Annotated in this window: 25 protein-coding genes; 5 read left to right on the forward strand and 20 right to left on the reverse strand. The window is 64.4% G+C overall.

Going from position 1 to position 26,782, the window contains the following annotated elements:
• Positions 1-28: 28 nt before the first annotated feature.
• Positions 29-1,960, forward strand: coding sequence for an ATP-binding cassette domain-containing protein (locus tag GA566_RS08670; protein ID WP_160473262.1), 1,932 nt, complete (start codon positions 29-31; stop codon positions 1,958-1,960).
• A 175-nt stretch (positions 1,961-2,135) separates the two neighbouring features.
• On the opposite strand, the gene GA566_RS08675 is transcribed toward GA566_RS08670, so the two are convergent.
• The 3 genes from GA566_RS08675 to alr form a co-directional block, all read right to left on the reverse strand.
• Positions 2,136-2,624, reverse strand: a complete 489-nt coding sequence (locus tag GA566_RS08675; RefSeq protein WP_137924020.1) for a disulfide bond formation protein B — start codon at positions 2,622-2,624, stop codon at positions 2,136-2,138.
• A gap of 79 nt (positions 2,625-2,703) precedes the next feature.
• Positions 2,704-4,071: a DNA repair protein RadA gene (gene radA / locus GA566_RS08680; protein ID WP_160472516.1), complete on the reverse strand. Its 1,368-nt coding sequence runs from the start codon at positions 4,069-4,071 to the stop codon at positions 2,704-2,706.
• 38 nt (positions 4,072-4,109) lie between these two features.
• A complete protein-coding gene (gene alr / locus GA566_RS08685; protein WP_137924018.1) occupies positions 4,110-5,225 on the reverse strand; it encodes an alanine racemase in 1,116 nt (371 codons plus the stop codon).
• Positions 5,226-5,680: 455 nt separating this feature from the next.
• Between alr and lplT the strand changes: the two genes are divergently transcribed.
• The gene (lplT, locus tag GA566_RS08690) at positions 5,681-7,000 is read left to right on the forward strand and encodes a lysophospholipid transporter LplT (protein WP_137924036.1); all 1,320 of its coding nucleotides are present in this window, start codon (positions 5,681-5,683) and stop codon (positions 6,998-7,000) included.
• Positions 7,001-7,065: 65 nt separating this feature from the next.
• Here the strand turns inward: lplT and GA566_RS08695 are convergent, their stop codons facing one another.
• The 4 genes from GA566_RS08695 to tsaB are packed head-to-tail and all read right to left on the reverse strand — an operon-like array spanning position 7,066 to position 10,367.
• Positions 7,066-8,151, reverse strand: coding sequence for a DUF1853 family protein (locus GA566_RS08695; protein ID WP_160472517.1), 1,086 nt, complete (start codon positions 8,149-8,151; stop codon positions 7,066-7,068).
• Positions 8,132-9,046, reverse strand: coding sequence for a uracil-DNA glycosylase family protein (locus GA566_RS08700; protein WP_160472518.1), 915 nt, complete (start codon positions 9,044-9,046; stop codon positions 8,132-8,134). Before GA566_RS08700 ends, GA566_RS08695 begins: the two co-directional genes overlap by 20 nt.
• A complete protein-coding gene (gene rimI, locus GA566_RS08705; RefSeq protein ID WP_137924015.1) occupies positions 9,043-9,603 on the reverse strand; it encodes a ribosomal protein S18-alanine N-acetyltransferase in 561 nt (186 codons plus the stop codon). Before rimI ends, GA566_RS08700 begins: the two co-directional genes overlap by 4 nt.
• Positions 9,600-10,367, reverse strand: coding sequence for a tRNA (adenosine(37)-N6)-threonylcarbamoyltransferase complex dimerization subunit type 1 TsaB (gene tsaB / locus GA566_RS08710; protein WP_160472519.1), 768 nt, complete (start codon positions 10,365-10,367; stop codon positions 9,600-9,602). Before tsaB ends, rimI begins: the two co-directional genes overlap by 4 nt.
• 196 nt (positions 10,368-10,563) lie before the next feature.
• Between tsaB and GA566_RS08715 the strand changes: the two genes are divergently transcribed.
• Entirely contained in the window at positions 10,564-10,833 is a 270-nt protein-coding gene (locus tag GA566_RS08715) for an acyl-CoA-binding protein (RefSeq protein ID WP_160472520.1), read from the forward strand.
• Here the strand turns inward: GA566_RS08715 and GA566_RS08720 are convergent.
• The 4 genes from GA566_RS08720 to GA566_RS08735 form a co-directional block, all read right to left on the reverse strand.
• Positions 10,830-12,308, reverse strand: coding sequence for a DHA2 family efflux MFS transporter permease subunit (locus GA566_RS08720; protein WP_202126676.1), 1,479 nt, complete (start codon positions 12,306-12,308; stop codon positions 10,830-10,832). The two genes, GA566_RS08715 and GA566_RS08720, sit on opposite strands and share 4 nt — an antisense overlap.
• A 65-nt stretch (positions 12,309-12,373) precedes the next feature.
• Positions 12,374-12,844, reverse strand: coding sequence for an SRPBCC family protein (locus GA566_RS08725; RefSeq protein ID WP_137924035.1), 471 nt, complete (start codon positions 12,842-12,844; stop codon positions 12,374-12,376).
• Positions 12,845-13,069: 225 nt separating this feature from the next.
• Positions 13,070-14,653 carry a malate synthase A gene (gene aceB, locus GA566_RS08730; protein WP_137924011.1) on the reverse strand — a complete coding sequence of 528 codons (1,584 nt, stop codon included), beginning with the start codon at positions 14,651-14,653 and terminating at the stop codon, positions 13,070-13,072.
• Between the two features lie 43 nt (positions 14,654-14,696).
• Entirely contained in the window at positions 14,697-15,398 is a 702-nt protein-coding gene (locus GA566_RS08735; RefSeq protein WP_137924010.1) for a haloacid dehalogenase type II, read from the reverse strand.
• 84 nt (positions 15,399-15,482) lie between these two features.
• On the opposite strand from GA566_RS08735, the gene GA566_RS08740 reads away from it, so the two are divergent.
• Positions 15,483-16,511 carry a LysR substrate-binding domain-containing protein gene (locus GA566_RS08740; protein WP_370459282.1) on the forward strand — a complete coding sequence of 343 codons (1,029 nt, stop codon included), beginning with the start codon at positions 15,483-15,485 and terminating at the stop codon, positions 16,509-16,511.
• A gap of 137 nt (positions 16,512-16,648) precedes the next feature.
• Entirely contained in the window at positions 16,649-17,083 is a 435-nt protein-coding gene (locus GA566_RS08745) for a universal stress protein (protein WP_137924008.1), read from the forward strand.
• 256 nt (positions 17,084-17,339) lie between these two features.
• Here the strand turns inward: GA566_RS08745 and aceA are convergent, their stop codons facing one another.
• The 9 genes from aceA to cysT form a co-directional block, all read right to left on the reverse strand.
• Positions 17,340-18,638, reverse strand: a complete 1,299-nt coding sequence (aceA, locus tag GA566_RS08750) for an isocitrate lyase (protein ID WP_160472522.1) — start codon at positions 18,636-18,638, stop codon at positions 17,340-17,342.
• A gap of 252 nt (positions 18,639-18,890) precedes the next feature.
• Positions 18,891-19,832 carry an alpha/beta fold hydrolase gene (locus tag GA566_RS08755; protein ID WP_160472523.1) on the reverse strand — a complete coding sequence of 314 codons (942 nt, stop codon included), beginning with the start codon at positions 19,830-19,832 and terminating at the stop codon, positions 18,891-18,893.
• Between the two features lie 78 nt (positions 19,833-19,910).
• Positions 19,911-20,333 (reverse strand): gamma-glutamylcyclotransferase, encoded by a 423-nt coding sequence (locus tag GA566_RS08760; protein ID WP_160472524.1) that lies wholly within the window; start codon positions 20,331-20,333, stop codon positions 19,911-19,913.
• A 228-nt stretch (positions 20,334-20,561) separates the two neighbouring features.
• Entirely contained in the window at positions 20,562-21,383 is an 822-nt protein-coding gene (locus tag GA566_RS08765; protein WP_137924004.1) for a LytTR family DNA-binding domain-containing protein, read from the reverse strand.
• Positions 21,384-21,415: 32 nt separating this feature from the next.
• Positions 21,416-22,573 (reverse strand): sensor histidine kinase, encoded by a 1,158-nt coding sequence (locus tag GA566_RS08770; RefSeq protein WP_137924003.1) that lies wholly within the window; start codon positions 22,571-22,573, stop codon positions 21,416-21,418.
• A gap of 268 nt (positions 22,574-22,841) precedes the next feature.
• Positions 22,842-23,789, reverse strand: coding sequence for a CysB family HTH-type transcriptional regulator (locus tag GA566_RS08775; RefSeq protein WP_137924002.1), 948 nt, complete (start codon positions 23,787-23,789; stop codon positions 22,842-22,844).
• Positions 23,786-24,889 carry a sulfate/molybdate ABC transporter ATP-binding protein gene (locus GA566_RS08780; RefSeq protein ID WP_160472525.1) on the reverse strand — a complete coding sequence of 368 codons (1,104 nt, stop codon included), beginning with the start codon at positions 24,887-24,889 and terminating at the stop codon, positions 23,786-23,788. Before GA566_RS08780 ends, GA566_RS08775 begins: the two co-directional genes overlap by 4 nt.
• A complete protein-coding gene (cysW, locus tag GA566_RS08785) occupies positions 24,886-25,761 on the reverse strand; it encodes a sulfate ABC transporter permease subunit CysW (RefSeq protein WP_137924000.1) in 876 nt (291 codons plus the stop codon). Before cysW ends, GA566_RS08780 begins: the two co-directional genes overlap by 4 nt.
• A 1-nt stretch (position 25,762) precedes the next feature.
• Positions 25,763-26,701, reverse strand: a complete 939-nt coding sequence (gene cysT, locus GA566_RS08790; RefSeq protein ID WP_137923999.1) for a sulfate ABC transporter permease subunit CysT — start codon at positions 26,699-26,701, stop codon at positions 25,763-25,765.
• Positions 26,702-26,782 lie beyond the last annotated feature (81 nt).

Consider the following 26,782-nt stretch of genomic DNA (forward strand, 5'->3'; position numbering starts at 1 on the left):
CCAAAAGAACCCGTTTCCGCTTCCCTCCGTGATACGAATCGACCAGCTTGTCCTCCAGCGCGGCACCAAGGTGCTGTTCGACCACACCACCGTCACGCTCAACCCCGGGGAGCGCGTGGGCCTTGTTGGCGCCAATGGCAGCGGTAAATCCACGCTGTTCGCCATGCTGCGCGGCGAGTTGCACCCGGATGGCGGCGATCTCTTCGTGCCGGCCCAATGGCGGATTGCCCACGTCGCGCAGGAAACGCCTGCCGTGGGACGCACTGCGGTGGAGTACGTGATCGATGGCGACACGCGCCTGCGCGATATCGAAGCGAAGATTGCCGCCGCGCAGGCCAGCGGCGACGGATCGGCGGAAGGCGAAGCCCATGCGGCCTATGCCGATGCCGATGGCTACACCGCCGCTGCGCGAGCCGAGGCGCTGTTGCTGGGGCTGGGTTTCACGCTGCCGCAGGTCTCGCAGCCAGTGGCCTCGTTCTCCGGCGGCTGGCGCATGCGCCTGAACCTGGCCCAGGCGCTGATGTGCCCCTCGGACCTGCTCCTGCTCGACGAACCGACAAACCACCTGGACCTCGACGCCATCGTCTGGTTGGAAGACTGGCTTGCACGCTATCAGGGCACGCTCGTCATGATTTCGCACGATCGCGAGTTTCTCGATGCCATCTGCACCGTTACGGTGCACATCGAGAACCAGCAGTTGAAGCGCTACGGCGGCAATTACACGCAATTCGAGACGATGCGGCTGCAGCAGATGGCCCAGCAGCAATCGGCCTACTCGCGCCAGCAGAAGGAAATCGCGCATCTGGAGTCTTTCATCACGCGCTTCAAGGCCAAGGCCACCAAGGCCCGGCAGGCGCAGAGCCGCGTCAAGGCTTTGGAGAAGATGGAGCGCCTGGCGCCGGTGCATGTGGCCGCTGGCTTCGCCTTCGAGTTCCGCGAGCCCGATTCGGCGCCGAACCCGATGATGGTGCTCGAAGGTGTGGACTGCGGCTACGCCGAGGCCGAGCCGCCCGTCACCATCTTGCACAAGCTGGCGATGTCGATCCAGAACGGGCAGCGCATTGGCCTGCTCGGCGCCAACGGCCAGGGCAAGTCCACACTGGTCAAGACGCTGGCCGGCACCCAGCCGCCGATGAACGGCACCGTACGGCTGGGCAAGGGCCTGGTCATCGGCTACTTCGCCCAGCATCAGCTCGAAACCCTCCGTGACCATGATTCCCCGCTGCAGCATCTGGCCCGCCTGGCGCCCGACGTCCGCGAGCAGGAACTGCGCGACTTCCTCGGCAGCTTCAACTTCCGGGGCGACATGGCAACGTCGCCCATCGAACCGTTCTCGGGCGGCGAGAAGGCGCGACTGGCCCTGTCGCTGATCGTCTGGCAAAAGCCCAATCTGCTGTTGCTCGACGAGCCGACCAACCACCTGGACCTCGACACCCGCGAAGCGCTGACCATGGCACTGGCCCAGTTCGAAGGCACGCTGATCCTGGTCTCGCACGACCGTCACCTGCTGCGCGCCACGTCCGACCAGTTCATGCTCGTGGCCGATGGCACGATCCGCCCCTTCGACGGCGACCTTGACGACTACCGCGACTGGCTGCTGCAACAGGCCGCCGCCAAGCGCAACGCCGCCGCGGCTAGCCACGCGTCGGAATCGGCCGATGGTGCTCCGAGCGTGAACCGCAAGGACCAGCGCCGCGCCGAGGCCGACGAACGCCAACGCCTGTCGATCCTGCGCAAGCCGCTGACCAAGGAACTGGAAAAGGTGGAGAAACGCATGTCGACGCTGCAGGCCGACAAGGCCATCATCGACGCGTTCATGGCCGATTCTTCAAGCTATGAAGAGGCCAACAAGTCGAAGCTGATGGAGATGCTGAAACGCCAGGGCGAGGTGACCGGCGAACTGGATCAGCTTGAAGAGCGGTGGCTGGAGTTGCAGGAGCAGATTGAGCAGATTGCTTGATGCATTTGCATATCTCTCTGTTTTAGCTCCCCTCTCCCGCCTTGCGGGAGAGGGGCTGGGGGAGAGGGCATGAGGTTCTGCTTGCCGACCACATCGCAAGTTGCACCGCTTGCCCTCTCCCCCGCCCCTCTCCCATAGGGAGAGGGGAGTAAGCAATCAGTGGGAGAGAGCCCCATCAATACCGATAATGCTTCTCCCGACGGATCAGTCCCACTGCCAGCGTCAGCGTCAGAATCACCAGCCAGATCAATGACCACGCCGGGATCGACAGACCCAGCAGCGGGGGCAGCGGCGCGGTGCACAGGCCGTCCGAGTAGAACAATTGCGGCAACAGACGGGCAGTTGGCAGTTGGTTGACCCAGTTCTCCAGCGGGTCGATGCCACACGAAGCCTTGGGATTCAGCAGCAGCGACACGTGATATCCCGCCACGGCGATGCCAGCCACGCCGGACAGCATGCCCAGCCCCTGCCACAGCGTGCGGATGTTCTGTGCGATAGCAGCCAGCAGCGAGAAGATGCCGATGCCTACGAAAGCAAAACGCTGCATGACGCAGAGCGGGCACGGCTGGTAGCCCTCGACATGCTGCAGATAGAGTGCGGCGCCGACCATCGCGAAGGAAAGGATGGCAATCAGCAGGAAATAAGCTCTGGAGTTGGCTTGCATGAGTTAGCAGCAGGAATGGCGTCGAGGCGCATTATTACCCATTTTTCAACGGGTGATCCTGACCCCTGCGCAAACAGACTCAGTCAAAATGCCGCACCCGGTCGATGGCCTGCTCCAGCCGGTCCACCGCGATCACCTCGATCCCCTCGATCGGCTGCTTCGGGGCATTCGCTTTCGGAATCACGGCCATCGTAAAGCCCAGCTTCGCCGCTTCCTTGAGACGCTCCTGACCGCGTGGGCTGGGCCGGATCTCACCCGCCAGACCCACTTCGCCAAACACCACCAGCCCGCGCGGCAGCGGCTTGTTGCGCATCGACGAATGGATCGACAGCAGCACGGCCAGGTCGGCTGCCGGCTCGGTGATCTTGACCCCGCCCACCGCGTTCAGGAATACGTCCTGGTCGAAGCACGCCACGCCCGCATGACGGTGCAGCACGGCCAGCAGCATCGCCAGCCGGTTCTGCTCCAGGCCCACGGCCAGCCGGCGCGGATTGGGCACGTTGGCCGTATCCACTAACGCCTGCACCTCCACCAGCAAGGGTCGCGTACCCTCCTGCGTCACCAGCACGCAGGAGCCGGCCACCTGCTCTTCATGCTGCGACAAAAATAGCGCCGACGGGTTGCTGATGCCGCGCAGTCCGCGCTCGGTCATCGCAAACACGCCTAGTTCGTTGACTGCGCCGAACCGGTTCTTGAAGGCACGGATCAGCCGGTGCGACGAATGGGTATCGCCCTCGAAGTACAACACCGTATCGACGATGTGCTCCAGCACGCGGGGGCCGGCCAGGCTGCCCTCCTTGGTCACGTGCCCCACGAGGATGATCGTGATGCCCGTGCTCTTGGCGATGCGCGTCAGTTGCGCCGCGCATTCGCGCACCTGGGCCACCGAGCCCGGCGCCGAGGTCAGCGCCTCCGAGTACAGCGTCTGGATGGAGTCGATGACTGCCACGTCAGGCTTGTCGGCATCGAGCGCCGCCTGGATCTTCTCCAGCTGGATCTCGGCCAGCAGGCCCAGCGACGCCGCTTCCACGCCCAGCCGCTGCGCGCGCAAGGCGATCTGGGCGCCCGATTCCTCGCCGCTCACATACAGCACGCGCTTGCTGGCCGACAGGTTGGCCAGCGCCTGCAGCAACAGCGTGGACTTCCCGATGCCGGGATCACCGCCGATCAGCACCACCCCGCCGGAGACCAATCCGCCGCCGAGCACGCGGTCGAACTCGTCGATTCCCGATGAAAAACGCGGCACATCTGCTGCCTCGATTTCACTGAGCTTGCGCACCACGGCCGATGCCGCCAGCGGCTGGAAACGCCGCGCGGTAGCCGAGCCCGTCTCGGCCACGCTTTCCACGAGCGTATTCCACGCATTGCACTGCGGGCACTGGCCTGCCCAGCGCGGCGTGGTGCCGCCGCACTCGGTACAGCTATAAACGGTCTTCGCTTTTGCCATCTGCAAATCGATACGAAAGGAGGCGGGACGGTGCGGGATCAGCCGTGGCTGACAGGATCGGCGGTGGTCAGCATGGCCACCGTGGTTGGCACCCGCAGCGCGAGTGCGCACATGAGTTCGTACCCGACGGTGCCCGCAGCGGCGGCCACATCGTCGATCGGCAGGCCGTGGCCCCAAAGCGTGACCGGCGCGCCGACCTTTGCCTTGGGGCAAGGCGTCAGGTCCACGCAGATCATGTCCATCGACACCCGGCCCACAAGTTCCGTGCGCACACCATCTACCAGCACTGGCGCGCGCCGCTCGCCCCAGCCGGACGCGTGGCGCGGATAGCCATCGGCATAGCCACAGGCCACCACGCCAATCCGCATCGCGCGGTCCGCCGTGAACATCGAACCGTAGCCAACCGTATCGCCGGGCTGCAAATCCTGGATGCCGATCAGTTCGCTATGCAGCGACATGGCCGGCTGCAAACCCGTCTCGGCGATATCGGCCGACAGACCGGTTGGCGACGCGCCATACAGGATCACGCCAGGGCGCACCCAGTTGCGGTGCGCCGATGGGTGCCACAGCACCGCTGCAGAGTTGGACAGCGACGCCTCGCCCGGCAGGTTGGCCGTGGCGGCCTCGAATGCTTCGATCTGGTGCGCAATCCCGCGCGGGCTGTCCGCGTCCGAGAAATGCGTCATGTGATCGATACTTCCCAAAAAAGACATTGTCCGCGCCCGCTCCCAGGCGGCACGGTACTGCGCCGGCCGGAAGCCAAGGCGGTTCATCCCGGTGTTCAGCTTGAGCTGGATGGCCAGCGGCCCCTTGGGCCGGGCCTGCTCCAGCATCCGCAATTGTTCCTCGCAATGCACGGCAGTGGTCAGGCGGTATTGCTCGATCAGGGGAACATCTTGCGGCTGGAAGAATCCCTCCAGAAGCAGGATGGGTCCCTGCCAGCCGAGTTCGCGCAGCAAAACGGCTTCGTTGAGGTCGAGCAGGCCGAAGCCGTCGGTGCCTTTCAGGCCCGCGAAGGCGCGGCGGATGCCGTGCCCGTAGGCATTGGCCTTGACCACGGCCCATACGCGGGAGTTGGGCGCATGGCGGCGCACCACTTCGAGGTTGTTGGCCAGCGCTGGCTGGTGGATGACGGCGTGAATGGGTCTTGGCATGGATGTGGCACTTTGCCGGCCGCCGATCGGGGAAACCCGGTCGGCATCCTGGCGGAATGGGGCGTTACTGAGGCTGGCACTGTGCAGCGGCAGGCATTCCGGACGCTCCGGAGGTGCAGGACCGCGCAGCCGTGGCCACGTAGCGCAGGCGATATTTGAACACATCGGGAACCTCGCGTCGGGGAAACCATCCGTGGATGTACTGTCCAATACGCGTCCCGCAATGTGCTGAAATGTCGTTGTTTCGTGATATAAAGCCGGACGCTCCGGCCATGTTTTGAAAGAGATGCAATATGTCAATGACTGTGAGGCAAGCTGCACGACGCGTGCGGACCAAGCCGCCGACCCAGTTTGACAAGGCCGGCGCGACAGGTTCCCTGCAAGCTGTGGCGCTGCCGGCCGGCGCGCTTTTGCCCGTCCACACGGATATCCGCGATGGAGACAAAGTTCAAGGTATGAAGAAGGGTTTCTACACAATCATGGCCGCGCAGTTTTTCTCGTCGCTGGCCGACAATGCCTTGCTCATCGCAGCCATTGCCCTTCTCACCGAGTTGCATTCCCCGCAGTGGATGACCCCGCTGCTCAAGCTGTTCTTCGTGTTGTCCTATGTGGTGCTGGCTGCATTCGTGGGCGCCTTTGCCGATTCGATGCCCAAGGGCAAGGTGATGCTGATCACCAACTCGATCAAGATCGTCGGCTGCGCCATCATGATGTTCGGACTGCATCCGCTGCTGGCCTATGGCATCGTCGGATTCGGAGCGGCGGCATACTCACCCGCCAAGTACGGCATCCTCACCGAACTGCTCCCCCCCGAAAAACTCGTGATGGCCAACGGCTGGATCGAGGGCCTCACGGTCGGCTCGATCATTCTCGGCACCGTCGTGGGCGGCGCGCTGATCTCGGTCCACCTGTCGTCTATCCTGCTGAGCTGGGACCTCCCCTTCATCGACACCGGCATCACCACCCCCGCCGAAGCGGCGATGGTGGTGATCATGTTCTTCTACCTGATCGCGGCGGTCTTCAACTTCTTCATTCCGGACACCGGCGCCCGCTATCCCCAGCAGGAAAAGAACCCCATCAAGCTGATTGCCGAGTTCGGCGACTGCTTTATCGCCTTGTGGCGCGACAAGCTGGGCCAGATCTCGCTGGCCGTGACCACGCTGTTCTGGGGCGTGGGCGCCACGCTGCAGTTCATCGTGCTCAAGTGGGCCGAGAAGTCGCTGGGCCTGAATCTCTCGCAGGGCGCACTGCTGCAGGCCGTGGTGGCCGTGGGTGTGGCCGTGGGTGCCATCGCGGCTGCCGCACGCATTCCGCTGCGCCGCTCGCTGTCAGTACTGCCGTTCGGGGTGGCCATGGGCGCCACCGTCATGCTGATGGCGTTCTATACCAAGGACACCATGCCGGCCGTCACGCTTGACGTGCTGGGCATGGCGATGCCGCTGCACATGGCCATCGCCTACGTATTCCTGGCCATCGTGGGTGCCATGTCGGGCTACTTCGTGGTGCCGATGAACGCGCTGCTGCAACACCGCGGACACGTGCTGCTGTCCGCCGGCCATTCGATTGCCGTACAGAATTTCAATGAGAACGTGTCGGTGCTGCTGATGCTGTGCCTGTACGCACTGTTGATCAAGCTCAATGTGCCGATCGGCTTCGTCATCGTGGCGCTGGGGTTGTTCATCTGCGCGACCATGGCGCTGGTGATGCGCCTGCACAAGCACAACGTGAAGGTCTACAACTCGCTGGCGATGATCGGCGAAGACAAGCATCACTGACCACGCCGCTTGCGTTTGGTCAGCAACAAAAAAGCCGCCTGCAGCATCTGCCCAGGCGGCTTTTTCTATGGACGGGTGGCTCGCAGCGCCGCCCTCGCCTCCCAATCTGGCGGCACGACAAATCCGCGCGACCGCTCCACCCAGACGCCAGGCTCGTTCACCGCCGGTTCCAGTTCGCAGATCATCACTGGCGCCTCGCGGCGCCACACCTGCTCCGGATCGGCAAAGCGCCGCGCCAGCGCGTCGCGCAACGTGGCGGCGTCCTCGGTGCCAGCCTCGCTCACACGTGCCCCACACAGCCAGTCCACGCGCGGCAGGCGGCACCAGCGGGTGGTGCCATGATCCTGCGCGGCGGCGCGCGCATACCAGGCATCGAGCGTGGACCACCAGCCATGCAGATGATCGGGCGCAATTCCGAGCGATGCGAGTCCCGGCGGCAGCACCCCGTCGCGATAGAACAGCCAGCCCAGCAGATAGATTTCGCTACGGTTCACGGGAGCACCGACCAGCGCCTCGGCCTCGGTTGTCCGGCCCAGCGGCAACTGACGCCGCACGATGTGATCGAGTTTGTCGCCCAGACGGTCTACCAGGTTCGGCCCCACGAACGCGCGACGGTCCGCCACGCCATCGACCATCAGGTAGAACTTGGCTGCCATCTCCCAATGCACGACCTGGTCCTGTGCAGGGTCCCGCCAGATCAGGTCGAGTTCGCCAAGGGTCTGGATGCCATGCCCGTTGGCACGGCGGATCGGCACATTGGCCGACATCAGCGTCATGCCCGGTGCGTGCTGAAGCGCGAAATGCAGCAACCGCTCGGCATGCCGGCCCAGCCGGAGGCTGCGGCTGCCCGTGGGGTCAGGGTGCCCGCTCAGTTCTGCGATGGTCTCGGGGAGCGTACCGGGATCGGCATAACCGAGCCATGCCTGCCAGGCTGCGCGAGCGCCAGCCGGCCACTGCGCCAGCCGGGCAACTTCGCGATGGTATTCATCAGGTAGCGCCGACAACAGCGGCGGCGATAACGTACACCACGCCAGGTCTCGCGTACGCTGCGACGGGGCGGTGCGCCAGAGCGGCACGCGTGCATCGGCACCGGTCGGCACGGTGCCGCCCGGCGTGCCCGGTTGCACGAGATCAGGCTTGAGCTCCCGCACGATGGTGTACCTCGCGGGCCAGGCACAGGTCCTCCCAGGCGCGAGCCTTGTCGGTCAATGTGCGTAGCAGATAGGCCGGGTGATAGGTCACCACGACCGGGATGCCTTCATAGGCGTAGACGGTGTTTCGCAGCTTGCCGATCGGCGTATCCGACCGCAGCAAAGTCTGCGCGGCAAAGCGTCCCAGCACGACAATCACCTTCGGCTTGATCAACGCGATCTGGCGCTTCAGGTGTGGTTCGCACAACGCCACCTCTTCTGGCTCCGGATTGCGGTTACCGGGCGGGCGGCACTTGAGCACGTTGGCGATATAGACGTTGCGGCCTCGCGCCAGTCCCAGTGCGCCGAGCATATTGTCGAGCAACTTGCCCGCCTGGCCGACGAAAGGCTCGCCTTGCAGATCCTCGTTCTCTCCGGGCGCCTCGCCAACGAACATCCATTCGGCCTGCTGGTCGCCCACGCCGAACACGGTGTTGGTCCGGGTGTTGCACAGCCCGCAGGCCGTGCATTTGGCTATACTGTCGGCCAGCGCGGGCCAGTCCATCGTGGCGATGGCGGCTTCGCGATCGGTCTGGGCTTGCGGATCGGCGGAAGGTTGTCGCACCGGACGCGGCGCTGCTTCGCCGGGGGCATCGAATGCCTCGATGGTTTCGGCAAGGTCGGCGGGTTCCGGGGCGGTATCGACTGGGGCATCGAGGACGGCATCGCGCGCGACATCGGACGCTGCCGTTATCGCCACCGCCTCGCGGACAACCACCTCGGGTGGCGGCTCAACCCGCGCCACATCGGCTTCGACAACAGTCTCGCTGTCGGCTTCCGTTGCGGACACGGCATTGCGTGGCACCCATTCCACAGGGATGCCCAGCGCTTCGAGGAACAGCGCGCGGCGCGTCATGCCGACTCTCCTTCCGCGCCTTCCGACCACATGCGGCGCAGCACCAGTGCATCCTCGCGGCCCAGCGCCGTGGCCGGGTAGTACCCCTTGCGGCGCCCGATCTCGACGAAACCGGCTTCCACGTAGAGCGCCAGCGCGCCGAGATTCGACGGCCGCACTTCGAGCAGCATCGTATGGAGATTGCTGTCGTGCGTGGTGGCCAGCGCGATGGCCAGCAGCAGCCGGCCCAGGCCCTGGCGTTGGCGGGCGGGATCGACGGTGATGTTCAGCAGATGCATCTCGTCGACCACCGGCATCAGCATCGCGTAGCCGACCAGCGTATTCGAAGGGTCGCGTAGCGTCAGCCCGCGGTGGCCCGCCTTGAGAGAATTCTCAAAATTCCCGCGCGTCCATGGATGGGAGTAAGCGCGCAGTTCGATCTCGGCCACGGCTTGCAGGTCGCGCGCGGTCATGTGGTCCAGCGCCCAGCCGGGAGAAAGCGTCGGCATGGCGGGAATCGTCGGCCATGACGGCTGCAGCGGACGATCCGCCGGATCGGGCAGCATCGCGGCGCTCATGGTGCGCCTCCTCCGGCCGCTTGGGCGGCCTTGAGCTTTTCGGCTTTCTCGGCAGCCACGACCGCGCGCTCGGCGATCGTCTGGGCCACCTTGTCGCGCACGTAGATCGGCATGGCCTCGGCCGCGTCGATGGTCTCGCCCCGGGCGAGCGCCCGCAGGCCGATGGCTACCATGGCCCGCGCGTCGGGCATGGCCTCGGGCAACACGCGGCTAGCCTGCGCGGCCACGTCAAGCCGCTCGCCGAACACGGCCGCACCGTTACCGACCAGCCAGAACTCGCCGTCGGGCCGCACGATAGCTTCCGGCGCGCCCACACCCATGGCACCCGTCATCGACCATTCGCCCGCCTTCCACTGGAAACACGCCGAATAGGCTTCGTCCATGCGCGCATCGAGCGCCACGAGGACCGAGACATCAGCCGGCATCGGCATGGCGCCACGCGCACTTTCGGCACACGCCATCAGGACGTTGACGGGAATCACGGGCAGTTCGGCACCGAAGGCCAGCCCTTGCGCCACGCCACAAGCGGTACGCAGGCCAGTGAATGAGCCGGGGCCGGCGCCAAAGGCAATCGCGGCACAGTCGGCCAGCTTGATACCGGCTTCGGCCAGCACCTCGGCGGCAGCCGGCAACACCCGCGACGACGAACGCGCGCCGGTGTGCTCATGGCGGGAAAAACACTCGAGGGCGCCGTCAGCGGCGGCGCGCCCGAGAGCGACGGAACACCACTCTGTGGAGGTCTCTACAGCAAGGATCCAGGACATGGCAGCGATTGTAATCGCTGTCGGGGGGAAGCTGCATGGGAGCCAGGCGCGTGTTCCGCGAGATCCTTGCCACCGCGCCGATCCGCACATCGCCGCATCGAGAACCGAAGCCTCCCTCTTATTTTCTTGTCTGAAACGGGCGCGGCTTGGCGATATCATCGGCCACTGCTATCGACACCCCTAACTGGAGCCCTCCATGAGCGACCTGCAAGCCCGTTTCGACCAGGCACAACTCGACGTCAAGACGCTGTCCGAGCGTCCCAACAACATGACGCTGCTGCGCCTGTACGCGCTGTACAAGCAAGGTGCCGAGGGCGATGCGCACGGTGACAAGCCGGGCATGACCGATTTCGTTGGCCGCTACAAATTCGAGGCGTGGGAAGCCCTGAAGGGCACCAGCCAGGATGACGCCAAGCAGAAGTACGTCGAACTGGTTGGCGACCTGCTGGCTGGCAAGGAAAGTTAAGCCGTCGACCCGCCCTCACCCAGCGCGGGTTTTGGCCTGATCCGCCACGCCGCGAGAATCGCCGTGGCAATGACGAGTCCTACCGCCAGGAAGGTCTCGTCGAAGGCATGAATACGGGCCGCTTCGGCGGCCGCACCGCCGCCGGCCGTCAGGTCGGCGCCGTGGTGGCCCAGGCGCCATTGCAGGCCTACCCCGGCCAGGCTCACGCCGATAGCGCCGCCCAGTTGCCGCACGAAATTGATACAGCTCGATCCCTGTGCGATCAGCGAGAAATCCACGCCGCGCATCGACCCGAGTGTCAGCGAAGGCAGGATGCACCCCAGCCCGATTCGCCCAATCACCGCGTACAGCACCAGCAGCACGTAAGGCGTGGCCAGCGATCCGGTCGCCATCAGCAGGAACGAACCCGCGAGCAGCGCCAGTCCGAACGAGACCTGCCGATGCGGCAGGATGCGGTTGGTCAGCCGGCCAGCAATGGCAATGGTCACGGCCAGCGCAATGCCTGCGGGCATCAGCACCAGACCGGCCGCCGAAGGCGTATAGGCCAGCGCGGTCTGCATGTAGACCGGCAGCAGGTACGTCGAGCCGAACAGCCCCGCCCCATAGATAAACGCCACCACGGCGCCGGCCGAGAACTGGCGATAGCTGTAGAGCCGCATGTTCATCAGCGGATCCGGTGCGCGCAGTTGCCAGGCCACGAAGCCGACCAACATCACCACGCCGAAGCCGGCCAGCATCAGGCCCGCCGTCAGGTCATTGCGCAGTTCCACCACGCCATTGAGCAGGCTGACCGTCGCCACGCCGACCAGCGCCAGCCCTCGCCAGTCCAGCGGCTTGCGCTCGCCCATCATCGACGAGTCCACGGCCATGTAACGCCGCGCCATCCAGAGGCCGGCCAGTGTCAGCGGCACCACCACGAAGAAGATCGAGCGCCAGCCGAACAGTTCTACGAGGAAGCCGCCCAGGCTAGGCCCGATGGCCGGCGCCAGCACGACGCCGAAGCCGAATAGCGACAGCGCCTTGCCTTGCTCGCGTTCCTCGAAGAAGCGCAGGATGAAAATATTGGGCAGCGGCTGAAGAATGCCGGCTGCGATGCCCTCGGCCACGCGCATCGCCAGCATGACACCGAAGGTCGGAGAGAATCCGCCGATCAGGCCCCCGGCGCCGAGCAGGATCAGCGTGCCGATGAACGTGCGGCGCAGGCCGTAGCGATTCAGCAGCCACGGCGTCAGCAGCATCGACAGCGTCATGGCAATCATGAAGCTGGCGGCCACCCACTGGGCGCGCTCCTGCCCCAGCGTGAAATGTCGGCTGAGGTCGGGAATGGCGACGTTGACGATGGTCGACGACACGATGGAAGACATCGTGCCGAGCATCAACGTCATCAGGATCAGCCAACGCAGGCGCGGACCATAGCGGGCGCGCAGCTCGGCGCGCGTGGGTCCGCCGCGTGGCGGCTCGGGTTCACCACCCATGCCGCCGCTCCCTCCTCCGTTTGCATCCCCGCTGCCGGTACGTGCCGGCGCAGTGGATGGGCCGCTCACCCGAGTTGCCCCGTGGCGGCAATCTCGCGAATCTTGCGAACGGTGTCGAGGTCGGCCTCGTGATAGGCAGACTTCACGATCTCGGCGTAGCGGTCGTCGCCCATGGCATCCACATTGGGCATGGTCGTTTCGTAGATGAAGCGCACCAGCAACGCGACGGGCGTCGGGGTTTCGATGATCATCGAGAGCGAACCGCCTGCGTGTTCGGCGGTGGGCTTGGTTTCGTAACGCACCATGCGGCGCGGCTCGAATACCACGCGGTCGCGAATATTGGCCTGGCCGAAATGCAGCACGCGCTCGATCCAGCCCTCGCCCCGCTCCGTGACTTCCGCGCGGTCCAGGCCCAGCACGAACAGCTCGGGCGATTCGGCCCGCAGCACAAGCCCCTGCCAGAGTTGATCCGCCGAGAGCGGCTCCAGGCCAGGGTTGTTGGGGTCATTGATCTCAACCAGATGCTCGAAACGCAACTTCACTCTCCCAAATCGTAGTTCTCCGTATTATGCGGGTTTCGAGCGGGGGATGTGGTGGCGGTTGGGCTGTCTGGCTCCCCTCTCCCATGAAATGGGAGAGGGGTTGGGGGAGAGGGCTGGAGGGTCTGCTTGCCGACCACATCGCAAGTTGTACCGCTTGCCCTCACCCCCTGCCCCTCTCCCGCAAGCGGGAGAGGGGAGCAAACCGACAGAGATTGTCGATCAGACCTCTTCGTACAGCGGCAGCGTCAGGAACTCTGCAAAATCTTCCGACGTCGACATCTGTTCGAAGATCTGGGCGGCGCGGTCGTAGGTGGGGCCGGTGCCGGCCACTTCCTTGACCTTTGCCAGTTCTTCCGGAATCAGCGCGCGCACCAGTTCGGCGGTGACCTTGCGGCCATCTTCGAGCTTGCCCTTCGGCGAGCGGATCCACTGCCACACCTGCGAGCGCGAGATCTCTGCGGTAGCGGCGTCTTCCATCAGGTTGTGGATCGGCACGCAGCCGTTACCGGCCAGCCAGGCGCCCAGGTAATGGATGCCCACGTTGATGTTCATGCGCAGGCCGTGCTCGGTGATCGGCGTTTCGGGCTGGAAGTTCAGCAGGTCTGCCGCCTTCACTTCCACGTCCATGCGTTGCTTGCCGAACTGGTTGGGCTTGTCACCCAGCACATCCACGAACTCCTTCATGGCCGGTGCCACCAGGCCCGGGTGAGCCACCCAGCCGCCGTCGTAGCCGTCCGTGGCATCGCGACGCTTGTCGCTGATGATGCCTTCCATGGCGATGGCGTTCTTCTCCGGATCGTTCTTGATCGGGATCAGCGCGCTCATGCCGCCGATGGCCGGTGCACCGCGCTTGTGGCAGGTCTTCAGCAGCAGCAGTGCGTACGAGCGCATGAACGGCGCGGTCATCGTCACCTTGGCGCGGTCGGCCAGGCAGAAGTTCTTGTCCACCTTGAACTTCTTGATGCACGAGAAGATGTAGTCCCAACGGCCAGCGTTCAGGCCAGCGCTGTGGTCGCGCAGTTCGTACAGGATTTCTTCCATTTCGAACGCGGCCAGGATCGTTTCGATCAGCACCGTGGCCTTGACCGTACCTTGCGGCAGACCCACTTCCTTCTGCGCCATCACGAAGATGTCGTTCCAGAGGCGGGCTTCCAGATGGCTTTCCATCTTCGGCAGGTAGAAGAACGGGCCATCGCCGCGTGCGAGCTGCTCCTTCGCGTTGTGGAACAGGAACAGCGCGAAGTCGAAGATGCCGCCCGAGATGCGCTTGCCGTCGATGGTGACGTGCTTCTCTTCCAGGTGCCAGCCGCGCGGACGCACTTGCAGCGTGGCGATCTTGTCGTTCAGCTTGTAGTGCTTGCCGTTGCTGTCCAGCGTCAGCGTGCGGCGCACGGCAGCCTTCAGGTTGACCTGACCCTGCATCTGGTTGTGCCAGTTCGGGGTGTTCGAATCCTCGAAGTCGGTCATGTAGCTGTCAGCGCCCGAGTTGAAGGCGTTGATCACCATCTTGGCTTCGACCGGACCCGTGATTTCCACGCGGCGGCATTCCAGTGCCGGCGGCACCGGGGCCACTTGCCAGTCGCCTTCACGGATGTTCTTCGTTTCCGGCAGGAAGTCGGGGATTTCGCCGGCATCGAGGCGCTTGGCGCGCTCGACGCGCGCAGCCAGCAGTTCCTGGCGGCGCGGCTCGAAGGCGCGGTGCAGCTTGTCCACCAGGGCCAGGGCTTCCGGCGTGAGGATGTCTTCGTAGGCCGGCAGGATCTCGCCGGTAATCTTCATGCCCGCGGGCAGCGTGATAGCCATCAGTCTTCTCCTGTATGCGATGGTGATCGAGGGTTGGCCTGGCTCAGACCGTCACGCCAGCGGCAGTGACAAAGTCGAGCAGGTCGTTCATGTCGTGCCCGGTGCCGGTGGGCGCCACGTCGAGGCGCTCCGCCGGGTGTCCGGCACGGTTAATCCAGAAAGTGGTGTAGCCAAACCAGGTGGCGCCGCATGCGTCCCAGCAGTTCGACGACACAAACAAAATCTCGCTGGCCGGCAGGTTGAATGCCTGCGGACCGAGCGCATACGCTGCCGGCGCGGTCTTGTACTGGCGCACCGCATCCACCGACAGCACGTGGTCGAACAAGCCGTGCATACCTGCGCTCTTGACCGCGATGTCGAGCATCTGCGGATTGCCGTTGGACAGGATGCCCAGCGGCAGCTCCGCACGGCGCAGGCGCTTGAGCACGCTCAGATTCTCGGGGAATGCCGAGAGGCATGCGTACTCCTTGAGCATCTGCGCTTCGGTGGCTTCGTCCAGCTTCAAACCCAGCCGATCCGCCGCATAGCGCAACGCATCGATCGTGATATCCCAGAACGGCTTGTAGCGCGCCCCGTCCGGCGCGGCCAGCGAACGCAGGCGCGTGTAGTCGATCTGCCGCTCGCGCCAGAGCAGCGCCAGGGCCTCGCCCTTGCCCGGGAACAGTTGCTCCGCGCGCGCCGTGACGGAATACACGTCGAACAGCGTGCCGTAGGCATCGAAAACGACTGCGCGAATCTTGTTCATCGAAGGACTGAGTCAGCCTGTACACGTTTGAATGCAGTGCATTGTAGAGAGACGCTGCAGTGCGGCAAAGTCGGACCGGGTCACTTGATCTTTTACTTTTCCGCTACTAATCTTGGCCATCCTCATCAAGACTCGTATATCAGCGAGCTAACAATCGTGGATCATTTCAAGCAGCTCGAGACTTTTGTATCGGTAGCGTCACGTGGCAGCCTCTCTGCCGCCGCTGCCGCCGAAGGCGTGGCACCAGCGATCATCGGCCGCCGCATCGACGCGCTCGAAGAGCGTCTCGGCGTCAAGCTTCTGGTCCGCACCACCCGCAAGATCACGCTCACCTTCGAAGGCTCGGCCTTCCTCGAAGACTGCCAACGCATCCTGAACGACCTGCACAATGCCGAGGCCAGCGTCTCGGCCGGTGGCGTCAAGGCCAGCGGCCACCTGCGCGTGACGGCTCCGGCGGGCTTCGGCCGCAAGCACGTGGCGCCGCTGGTGCCGCTGTTCATTGAATCCCACCCGGACGTCACCCTGACGCTCGATCTTTCCGACCGCGTGGTCGACCTCGTCAACGAAGGGTTCGACTGCGCCATCCGCCTCGGCGACCTGCCCGATTCCAGCCTCGTCTCCATCCGGCTGGCCGAGAACCGCCGCGTCGTGGTGGCCTCGCCCGAATATCTGGCCCGCGCTGGCACGCCGCAACTGCCCGAAGACCTGTCGCGCCACAACTGCCTGGCCTTCGGCGCCAGCGCCAACGTGCAGCGCGGCTGGGTCTTCCAGCAGGATGGCCGCGCCGTCACCGTCAAGGTGGGCGGAACCATGGAATGCACTGACGGCGCCGTGCTTCACGCCTGGTGCCTGCAGGGCCACGGTCTGGCGTGGCGCTCCTGGTGGGAAGTTGGCCAGGAAATCGTCAGCGGCCACCTCGTGACCGTGCTCGACGAATTCCAGGCGCCACCCATCGGCATCCACGCCGTCTTCCCGCAGCGCAAGCACCTGCCGCTGCGCGTGCGCCTGTTCATCGACCATCTCAAGAACACCTACGGCAACCCCGCCTACTGGCGCCGCGCGGAACAGGCGCCGACCAGTGCCGCCGCCGAAGTGCACGCGGTGGTTGCCTGAACCACGTTTTAAATGCGTGCGCAATCGCATTTTCTTGATAAATGGCAATGACGCAGACTGCACACTGACTACAATCGAATCACACAGGCACGCACTGATCGCCTGCTTCCCCGTCCACTCGCGCAAGGAGGTCCGGTATGTTCAAGCACATCCTGTTACCCACCGACGGTTCGGAACTGTCGAAAAAAGCCATCGACGGTGGCCTGGAACTGGCCAAGGCCATTGGCGCACGCGTTACCGCCTACGTCTGCCTGGAGGAGTATCCGTATACGCCCTTCAGCGAGATCGTGGTCGAGGCCCCGCAAGCGTTCAAGGAACGCATCGAGAACCAGGCACGGCTCTACCTGAAGGAAATCGAAAGCGCCGCCGTGGCCGATGGCCTGCCCTTCGACGCCGACATGAGCACCTTCGCAGTGCCCTACCTCGGCATCATCGACGCGGCGGAGCGTCATGGCTGCGACGTGATCTTCATGGCGTCGCACGGCCGGCGCGGGCTATCGGGCCTGCTGCTCGGCAGCGAGACCCAGAAAGTCCTGACACATACGGATATTCCAGTGATTGTTTATCGGTAACTGCACGCTTCACGAGACATCAGAAAAACGAAGCGCAGCGGTGCTGGCTAGGCGCCGCTGCCGCAGACAGTACAAACGGTACGGCGCGGCAGCGGCAACGACGCCAGCATCGTTTTTATGATGTCTCGTAAAAAACCCGCGTCGGGGTTGCCGACGCGGGGCCAAACCAAGCGGCACGATGGTCGCGCGCCGCTTCCCGAATTACCCTTCTCTCTCCTGCTTTCCCCTTCCTCTCCCTGCCTTCCTGCCAAATTCGTCAGGCCACCTTCTTGTCTTCGAAGAACTGCTCGTCCTCGGTCGATCCCTTCAATGCGGTGGTCGATGACTGGCCGCCTTCGATGGTCTGCGTCACGGCGTCGAAGTAACCGGTGCCCACTTCGCGCTGGTGCTTGACGGCGGTGAACCCCTTCTCGGCGGCGGCGAATTCCGACTCCTGCAACTCCACGAACGCCGACATCTGGTGGCGGGCGTAGCCGTACGCCAGATTGAACATCGAGTAGTTCAGCGAGTGGAAGCCAGCCAGCGTGATGAACTGGAACTTGTAGCCCATCGCACCCAGTTCGCGCTGGAACTTGGCGATGGTGGCATCGTCGAGGTTCTTCTTCCAGTTGAACGACGGCGAGCAGTTGTAGGCCAGCATCTTGCCCGGGAATTTCGCATGCACCGCATCGGCAAATTTCTTGGCGAACTCCAGGTCTGGCTTGCCGGTTTCGCACCAGACGAGGTCCGCCACTTCGGCGTAGGCCAGCGCGCGGGCGATCGACTGATCGATACCCGGCCTGGTGCGGTAGAACCCTTCCACGGTGCGCTCGCCGGTCAGGAACGGCTGGTCGCGCTCGTCCACGTCCGAGGTCAGCAGATCGGCCGCTTCGGCATCGGTACGGGCAATGACGAGGGTCGGCACGCCCGAGACGTCGGCAGCCAGTCGCGCGGCGGTCAGCTTGGCCACGGCTTCGCGGGTGGGCACCAGCACCTTGCCGCCCATGTGGCCGCACTTCTTCACCGACGCCAGTTGATCTTCGAAGTGCACGCCAGCGGCGCCAGCCTCGATCATCGACTTCATCAGTTCGAATGCATTGAGCACGCCACCGAAACCCGCTTCGGCATCTGCCACGATCGGTGCGAAGAAATCGGTGTCGCCCTTGCCTTCGCTCCACTGAATTTGATCGGCGCGCTGGAACGTGTTGTTGATGCGCTTGACGACCATCGGCACCGAGTTGGCCGGATACAGCGACTGGTCGGGATACATCTCGCCAGCGAGATTGGCGTCGCCAGCCACTTGCCAGCCCGACAGGTAGATGGCCTTGAGACCCGCCTTCACCTGCTGCATGGCCTGATTACCGGTGAGCGCGCCGAGCGTATTGACGAACGGTTCGGTGTTCAACAGATGCCAGAGCTTCTCGGCACCACGGCGAGCCAGCGTATGCTCGATCTGCACCGAACCCCGCAAGCGCACCACATCTTCGGCAGTGAAATGACGTTGCACACCCTTCCAGCGCGGGTTCGTGTCCCAATCCTTCTGCAGGGCTTCGATCTGTTGTTGGCGCGACGTCATGTTCACTCTCCTGGGGGACGACCCTGGCGCCATCGTTTGCGGCGCCTCAGGTCATGTGTCTTATATAAGAGTGTAGGGAAAGCTCCCGCGTCGCAACAAGCCTCCCGTGTGTTTTCGCACAGGGAAATTAATTACGTCAATTCAATGACTTGCCGATGCAATTTCACGATGCGGCAAGTGTTCTTTCATGATGAGAAATGGCGCTTGTGCTACGCACCTATGTATTTTTGCGGGCCAAAACATCATTCCACATCATGAAATTTTGGCAGCCTCAGAGGTCACGCGGGCGCGCTCCAATGCAGGGGATGCCGGCGCGCCGCCGATATGGTCAACAAACTCGCCCACCATGGCCGCCATGCGCTGCGGTTGAGCCAGGGGGAGCCAGTGATGGGCGTCGATCTGTCGGCGCCAAAGTTGCGCTACCCAGAGCCCCAGATCCTCGGTCAGCGCCGGCCTGACGTAGCGGTCGCGCGTGGGCACGATGACCTGGATCGGCGCATGCGGCCGGCGATCCCTCGGCGCGCGCAGCCGCGCGCGGAAATTGGCGCGATACAGGCGCAGGCCCTGCACCCCATCGGCGGTCTGCGTGGGGTTGGCGGCAGTGTGGAGCCCTTCGGTCATGCGTAGCCACGTGGGCCAGTGGCGGCCGAGCCAGAGCCGCCAGTGCCATTCGGGCAGCTTCGGAATATGGAAGAAGACGATGTACCAGGACGCCAGCGCCTGCCGCAGGGTGGCCGTCCATTGGCCCTTTTGGCGGCGCCCGCCCTGCCGCAGCGACTGCGCCGCGTAATCGAGACTCGGCCCCGAACACGAGGTGAACGACGCGATGCGCCCATACAGGCGCGGATCGGTCACAAACTCCCAGCCCTGGATCGATCCCCAGTCGTGCCCGACCAGATGCACCGGGCGATTGGGCGAGACGGCATCGATCACCGCGATGAAATCGTCGGCCAGCCGCTCCAGCCGATAGTCGGCGACGTTCGGCGGTGCATCCGATGCACCGGCGCCGCGCACGTCATAGGCAATCACATGAAAGCGCGCGGCCAGCTCCTGCGCCACAGCCTGCCAGACATGGCGGTTGTCCGGATAGCCGTGGACCAGCACGACCACCGGCTGCGCGGGATCGCCCCAGGCCGAAGCCTCCAGACGGAGGGTGCCGGTATCGATGCGGAAACGGATGGGGATGAAGGCCATGGTCTCGACGGAAAGGAATGTCGGGAGCCATGCTAACGCCGCTGCAACGTGTGCACCGGCGTTTGAAACACGGAAGTTTCAGGCTGCGGCGGCGGCCGTGTCGCGTGCCTGACGGTAAGCCACCCAGTCGCCGCTGTCGATACGAGCGAGACCGGCTACGGCGGATTCGGCTACGGGGTACAGCAGGCAGTCGGTCGGCGCGCCATCAAGCATCACCACCCGGGATTCTCGAATGAACAGCGTGGCCTGCCCGGGGTATACCTCCTCGATTTCGTCGAGCACCGGCAGCAGCGCGTCGGGGATGTCGTAGATATCGCCGATGACCGAGCCTGCGGCGGCATCCAGCACGAGGCCGGGATAGGTGCCGAAGTCATGCAGACGCCCTGACACGTTGCCTGTGCCGAGCAATATCGGCGGTTGGATGCCGTGACGATCGGCGGCACGGTTCAGATCGTTGACCTCGCCGGCACGCAGGGTGCCGTAGACGAATACGCGGGGCATGAGGGCTTCCTGGGTAGATGGATGGTGGGATGGTAGTGCAAGAAGAATGCCTGTGCGGCTCTCTCCCTCGCTGGTTTTGCTCCCCTCTCCCGCACAGCGGGAGAGGGGTTGGGGGAGAGGGCTGGAGGCTCTGCTTGCCGACCGCGTCGCATTTTGCACCGCTGGCCCTCTCCCCCACCCCTCTCCCGGAGGGAGAGGGGAGAACACCGAGAGCAAAGCAAACGTGCCCTACATCTGCTTGAACAAATGCGCGTACTGCCGCGCCACCGGCAGCGATTCCGGTCGATCACGCAGTTTCAGCGACAGCCGTCCCAGCGACTGATTCACCGCGCTCGCCACGCAATCGATGTTCACCACCGTTCCACGATGGATCTGCCAGAAGCGGTCCGGATCAAGCTGCTGCGTGAGTTCACGCAGGCTCGTGCGGATCAGTGCTTCGCCGCTGGTGGATACCACATTGACGTACTTGTCGGTGGCGGCGAGGTAGACCACTTCGTCCACCGGAATGATGCGTACCTCCTGCCCCACCAGCGCCTTGATGAACCGCAGGTACTGGCCACGTGCCGCAGCGGGACGCTCCAGCGATTCCAGCCGATGCAGCAGTTGCGCGAGCCGGTCGGCATCGACCATCGTGCCGATGTCGGTGGTCGAAGCCTCCTCGTCTTCTTCAACCGCCTTGGCGGCCAGCCTTGCCTTGAGCCGATCCACCGTGGCTTCCAGCCGCTCGTGCTGCACCGGCTTGAGTACGTAGTCCACCGCAGCACGTTCAAATGCTTCGAGCGCAAACTGGTCGTACGCGGTGACGAAGACCACCAGCGGCGGGCGGTCGAACTCGATCAATTCGCGGGCCACATCCATGCCGCTCATGCCCGGCATGCGGATATCGAGGAAGGCTACATCGGGTTGGTGCTCGCGCGCGGCGTCGAGGGCGGACACGCCGTCGTGCACCACGGCGGAGATCGTGGCGTCAGGCCACAGGGCTTTCAGTTCGGCCTCGAGGACACGGGCGAGCAGCAGTTCGTCGTCGGCGATCAGCAGGGTCGGGGACATGGACAAAAAGGGGGCGAAATCGAAGGGGACGATCAGGGCGTGGCCGGCGTCGCACCGGTGGGTGCGGCAGCACGACCCGCATGCGTGGCGCGCATCGGGGCAATGGTCGGCTCTGCGCTGCGTGTGAGCGGCAGCGTCAGCCGCACCACCACGCCGCGCGGCGTGTTCTCTTCCATCTGCATGGTCGCCGCGGCACCAAAGATCCGCGCCAAGCGTTCGCGCACATGAGTCAGGCCAAGGCCAGAACCACCCTTGCTGCCCTGGCTATGCGTAAAGCCCACACCAGTGTCCGAAATCACCACCTCCAGGTTGCCCTCCCCGGCTTCACGGGCGGACAGCACGATGTTGCCCCCACGCATGCAGGGCTCGATCCCATGCGTCACCGCGTTCTCCACCAGCGGCTGAATCAGCATCGGCGGAATCTCGGCATCGGCCAATGCCGGCGGCAGGTCGATACGATAGTCGAGCCGCGCACCGAAGCGCATGCCCTGGATATCGAGATAGCTGCGCAGCAGTTCGAACTCCTGCGCCAGCGTGCAATGCTCGGCACGGGTGTGTGACAGCGACATGCGCAGGAACCCGATCAGCCGTTGCAGCAACTGGCGAGCCGCGCGCGGGTCGGTGGCGATCAGACCGTCGAGGTTGGCCAGCGAGTTGAACAGGAAGTGGGGTTCGATCTGCGCCTGCAGCGCCATCAACTGGGCGCGCACGAGCTGTTTCTCGGCTTCCTCGCGCTGCAGGGCGTCGAGCGCGGCCTGCCGTTCGAGGTAGGCCAGCTTCTCGCGCGACCAGTAGAAATAGATCATGCTCGCCGATGCCAGCATGCCGACGATCAGGCACATGCGCAGCATGTCGCCCGTGGCGGCGGCGTCTTTCACCGGCAGGTTCAGCACCACGCGCGTGGCCCAGCTTCCGGCCACCACGCCCAGCGGCACGGCCACCACGGCCAGGCACATGAACGGCCAGCGGCGCGGCCGGTCGTTCCACCAGATCAGCACGCGCGGAATATCGATGAGTACCCAGATGGCCAGCCCGATCAACTGGCTATAGACAAAGTTCTGCACCAGCGAGCCGCCGGTCTGGAACCCGTAATTCAGGCTGACCGCGATCACCGTGTTCATGCAGAGCACGAACAGCAGGTCTCGCGCCAGGATATTGAGCCGTGACGGCACCGCGCACGACATGCGCATGGGGTCTCTCCCTCCCTTGGTTCCAGCCAGCCGCGTGTCATTCTGTGATGCACTGCAGCACAGGCGGCCCCGTGCATCGGGCTAAACCAGAGGGCCGCGTCGAGTGGACTGTACGCCGGAGCGTGACGCGAGGAAAGAGTCGTGCGACGAAGGGGCGGCAACGGGCGCCAGAGGGTCCGGCCCGCGACCGAAGGGTCTGCTTATGGCCCCCGGCAGACTCGTCAGACAAACGGTCGTTTCAACGCCGCTTGCCTGACTGCCGGACAGATCACGCCTCCACGACCGCCCGGTTCGATGCCTCGGCCAGCGCCGTGGACACCGTGTCGCGCGACAGATGCGGCGCAAACATGTTGATGAACGCATGCGCGTAGCCGCGCAGATAGGCGCCACGCCGCACCGCAACACTGGTGGTGTTGGGCGAGAACAGATGGCCGGCTTCGATCTTGACCAGACCGGCGTCCTTGCGTTGGTCATAGGCCATCGACGCGATGATGCCCACGCCCAGGTCCAGCTCGGCGTAAGTCTTGATCACATCGGCATCCATGGCGGTCAGTACGATCTCGGGCTGCAGTCCGGCTTCGGCAAAGGCGCCATCGATCTTGCGGCGGCCCGTGAAGCCGGCATCGTACGTGATGATCGGGAAATTGCTGAGGTCTTCGAGCGTGGGTTCGGGCAGGCGCGTCAGCGGATGCTCCGGCGACACCACGATCACGTGCTGCCACGAATACGCCTCGAACGATGTCAGCCCTGCCTCGTTTGCCACGGCCTCGGTGGCGATGCCGATATCGGCCTGCCCCGTCAGCAGCAACTCCACGATATGCGCAGGCGATGCCTCCTGCAGCGCCAGCGTCACATGCGGATACTCGCGGCGAAAACTCTGCACCACCTTGGGCAAAGCGTAGCGTGCCTGCGTGTGGGTGGTGGCCACGGTCAGCCGGCCGGTATGTCGGCCAGCGAACTCGTCGCCGGCCTGCCGCAGGTTCTCCGCCTCCAGCAGCAGCCGCTCGACGATGCGCACGATCTCGCGGCCGGGTTCGGTCAGGCCGGTCAGACGCTTGCCATAGCGCTCGAAGATTTCCACACCGAGTTCTTCCTCAAGCTCGCGGATCTGGCGCGACACACCCGGCTGCGACGTGTACAGCGCGTTGGCGACTTCGGTCAGGTTGAACTGGCGGCGCACCGCCTCGCGGATCGATCGCAGTTGCTGGAAGTTCATTTCGCCGTTCCTTGTTCCTGTACTGCCTGCCCACGGTTGAAGACCCGCAACTGGCGCGGACGCACCGCCAGTAGTTCCCCTTCGCGGAAGCCCTGATGACGGAAGCGTTCGAGCGGCAGCGCCACCTCGATCACATCCTGATTGTCCTCGCGCTCCAGTTCGAGCTGGGCCACCGGGCCCAGCGTCAGCGCGCGGCGCAGCGTGACGGCGATGCCGTCAGTACCCGGCGCATAGCGTTCGAGATCCAGGTCATGCGGCCGCACATAGGCCACCGCATCGCCAGCCGTCTCGTGGCCGCTGCCGATCACGGGCAGCACGGAGTCACCGGTGTGCAGCAGGCCGCCGCTATCGCCCACTTCCAGCCGGCCATGGAACAGGTTCACGTTGCCGAGGAAGCCGAACACGAACGGCGTGGCCGGATGGTTGTACACCGCTTCGGGCGTGCCGAACTGTTCGACGCTGCCCTTGTTCATCAACACGACCTGATCCGCCACTTCCAGCGCCTCTTCCTGGTCGTGCGTGACGAACACGCTGGTCACGTGCAGTTCGTCATGCAGGCGGCGCAGCCAGCGGCGCAGTTCCTTGCGCACCTTGGCGTCAAGCGCGCCGAACGGTTCGTCGAGCAGCAGCACGCGCGGCTCCACGGCCAGCGCGCGGGCCAGTGCAATCCGCTGACGCTGGCCACCTGACAACTGCGCCGGGTAGCGGTCGCCGAGCCAGTCCAGTTGCACCAGTTGCAGCAGCGACTTCACCTTCTCCTGAATCTTCGCTTCCGACGGACGCTCGGCGCGCGGTTTCACGCGCAGGCCGAACGCCACGTTCTCGAACACGGTCATGTGCTTGAACAGCGCGTAGTGCTGGAACACAAAGCCCACGTTGCGCTGACGCACGTGCTGGGTGGAGGCATCCTGCCCGGACAGCACCACCTGTCCGGAGTCGGCACGTTCCAGGCCGGCGATGATGCGCAGCAGCGTGGTCTTGCCGCATCCGGACGGCCCCAGCAGCGCGGTCAGTTCACCTTCGGCGAAATCGAGCGAGACATCGTTGAGCGCCACGAAGTCGCCAAACTGCTTCTGTACGTTGCGGACCTGAATGCTCATGGTGCCTCCTGTTCCTTGCCGGCGCGGATTTCGACCAGCGTCTTGATACCCAGTGTGACCAGTGCCAGCAGCGTCAGCAGGGACGCCACGGCGAACGCGGCCGCGAAGTTGTATTCGTTGTAGAGAATTTCCACGTGCAGCGGCATCGTGTTGGTCAGGCCGCGGATATGGCCCGAGACCACCGACACCGCGCCAAACTCGCCCATCGCCCGCGCGTTACACAGGATCACGCCGTACAGCAGGCCCCAGCGGATATTGGGCAGCGTCACGTGCCAGAAGGTCTGCCAGCCCGACGCGCCCAGCACGATGGCGGCTTCTTCTTCTTCGCTGCCCTGCGACTGCATCAGCGGAATCAGTTCGCGCGCCACGAACGGGAACGTGACGAAGATCGTGGCCAGCACGATGCCGGGCACCGCGTACAGGATCTTGATGTCGTGGGCTTCCAGCCACGGGCCGAACCAGCCCTGCGCGCCAAACATCAGCACGTAGATCAGACCCGAGATCACGGGCGACACCGAGAACGGCAGGTCGATCAGCGTGATCAGCAGGTTCTTGCCACGGAATTCAAACTTGGCGATGGCCCAGGCCGCCGCCACGCCGAACACGATGTTCAGCGGCACCGAGATGGCCGCCACCAGCAGCGTGAGCTGGATGGCGGAGACCGCGTCCGGCTCCACCAGTGCGGCCAGATAGGTGTCCACGCCCTTGCGCAGCGCTTCGTAGAACACCGAGGCCAGCGGGATGAACAGGAACAGGCCGAGGAACAGCACCGCAATCGTGATCAAGGTGTACTTCACCCAGGGCGACTCGGCAGTGGCTTCGCGCAGGTCAGCCGGGCTGCTTGCGCCAAGACGGGAAATTGCGCCGGCCATGTCAGTTCACCTCCGGGTTGCCATCGGGCAGTGCCGACGCACGCGCACCAGACTGGTGGCGGCGCGTCCACGCCTGCAGCAGGTTGATCAACAGCAGCAGCACGAACGAGATCACGAGCATCACCACGGCCACGGCGGTAGCACCCGCATAGTCATACTGTTCGAGCTTGGAATAAATCATCAGCGGCGCGATCTCGGACACCATCGGCATGTTTCCCGAGATGAAGACCACCGAGCCGTACTCGCCCGTGGCGCGGGCGAACGACAGCGCAAACCCGGTGAGCAGCGCGGGCAGGATGGCTGGCAGGATCACGCGGTAGAAGGTCTGCAGACGCGTGGCGCCCAGGCTGGCTGCCGCCTCCTCCAGTTCGCGCTCCACGTCTTCCAGCACGGGCTGCACGGTGCGCACCACAAACGGCAGGCCGATGAACGTCAGCGCCACCACGATGCCCAACGGGGTGAAGGCCACCTTGATGCCGAGCGGTTCGAGGTATCGGCCCAGCCAGCCGTTACCGGCGAACAGCGCGGTCAGGGCGATACCGGCCACGGCCGTAGGCAAGGCAAACGGCAGGTCAACCAATGCATCGATAAAGCGCTTGCCGAAGAAGCGGTAGCGCACCAGCACCCAGGCCACTATCAGGCCAAAGGCCGTGTTGATGATGGCCGCCACCAGCGAGGCGCCGAAGCTCAGTTCCAGGGAGGCCACGACGCGCGGGTTCGACACCGTTGTCCAGAACTGGTCCCACGTCATCGTGAACGTCTTGAGGAACGTGGCCGACAGCGGAATCAGGACGATCAACGTCAGGTAGAAGATCGTGAAACCCAGCGACAACCCAAAGCCGGGCAGCACCGTGAACCGCTGGGAGGCCGGAGCCAACCGCCTGGGCGCGTCTTGCACCGAGGGCGGCGGCGCATCCGACAGGGATATCGATGGGGGCATGTGTCTCGTCTATATGAAACCGGCGCATAAGGCGCCGGTGTACGAGACAAATTTTGCAGATGGGTCCTTATAAACAGAACG

The organism is Cupriavidus sp. SW-Y-13, from assembly GCF_009793345.1.
Taxonomy (GTDB): domain Bacteria; phylum Pseudomonadota; class Gammaproteobacteria; order Burkholderiales; family Burkholderiaceae; genus Cupriavidus.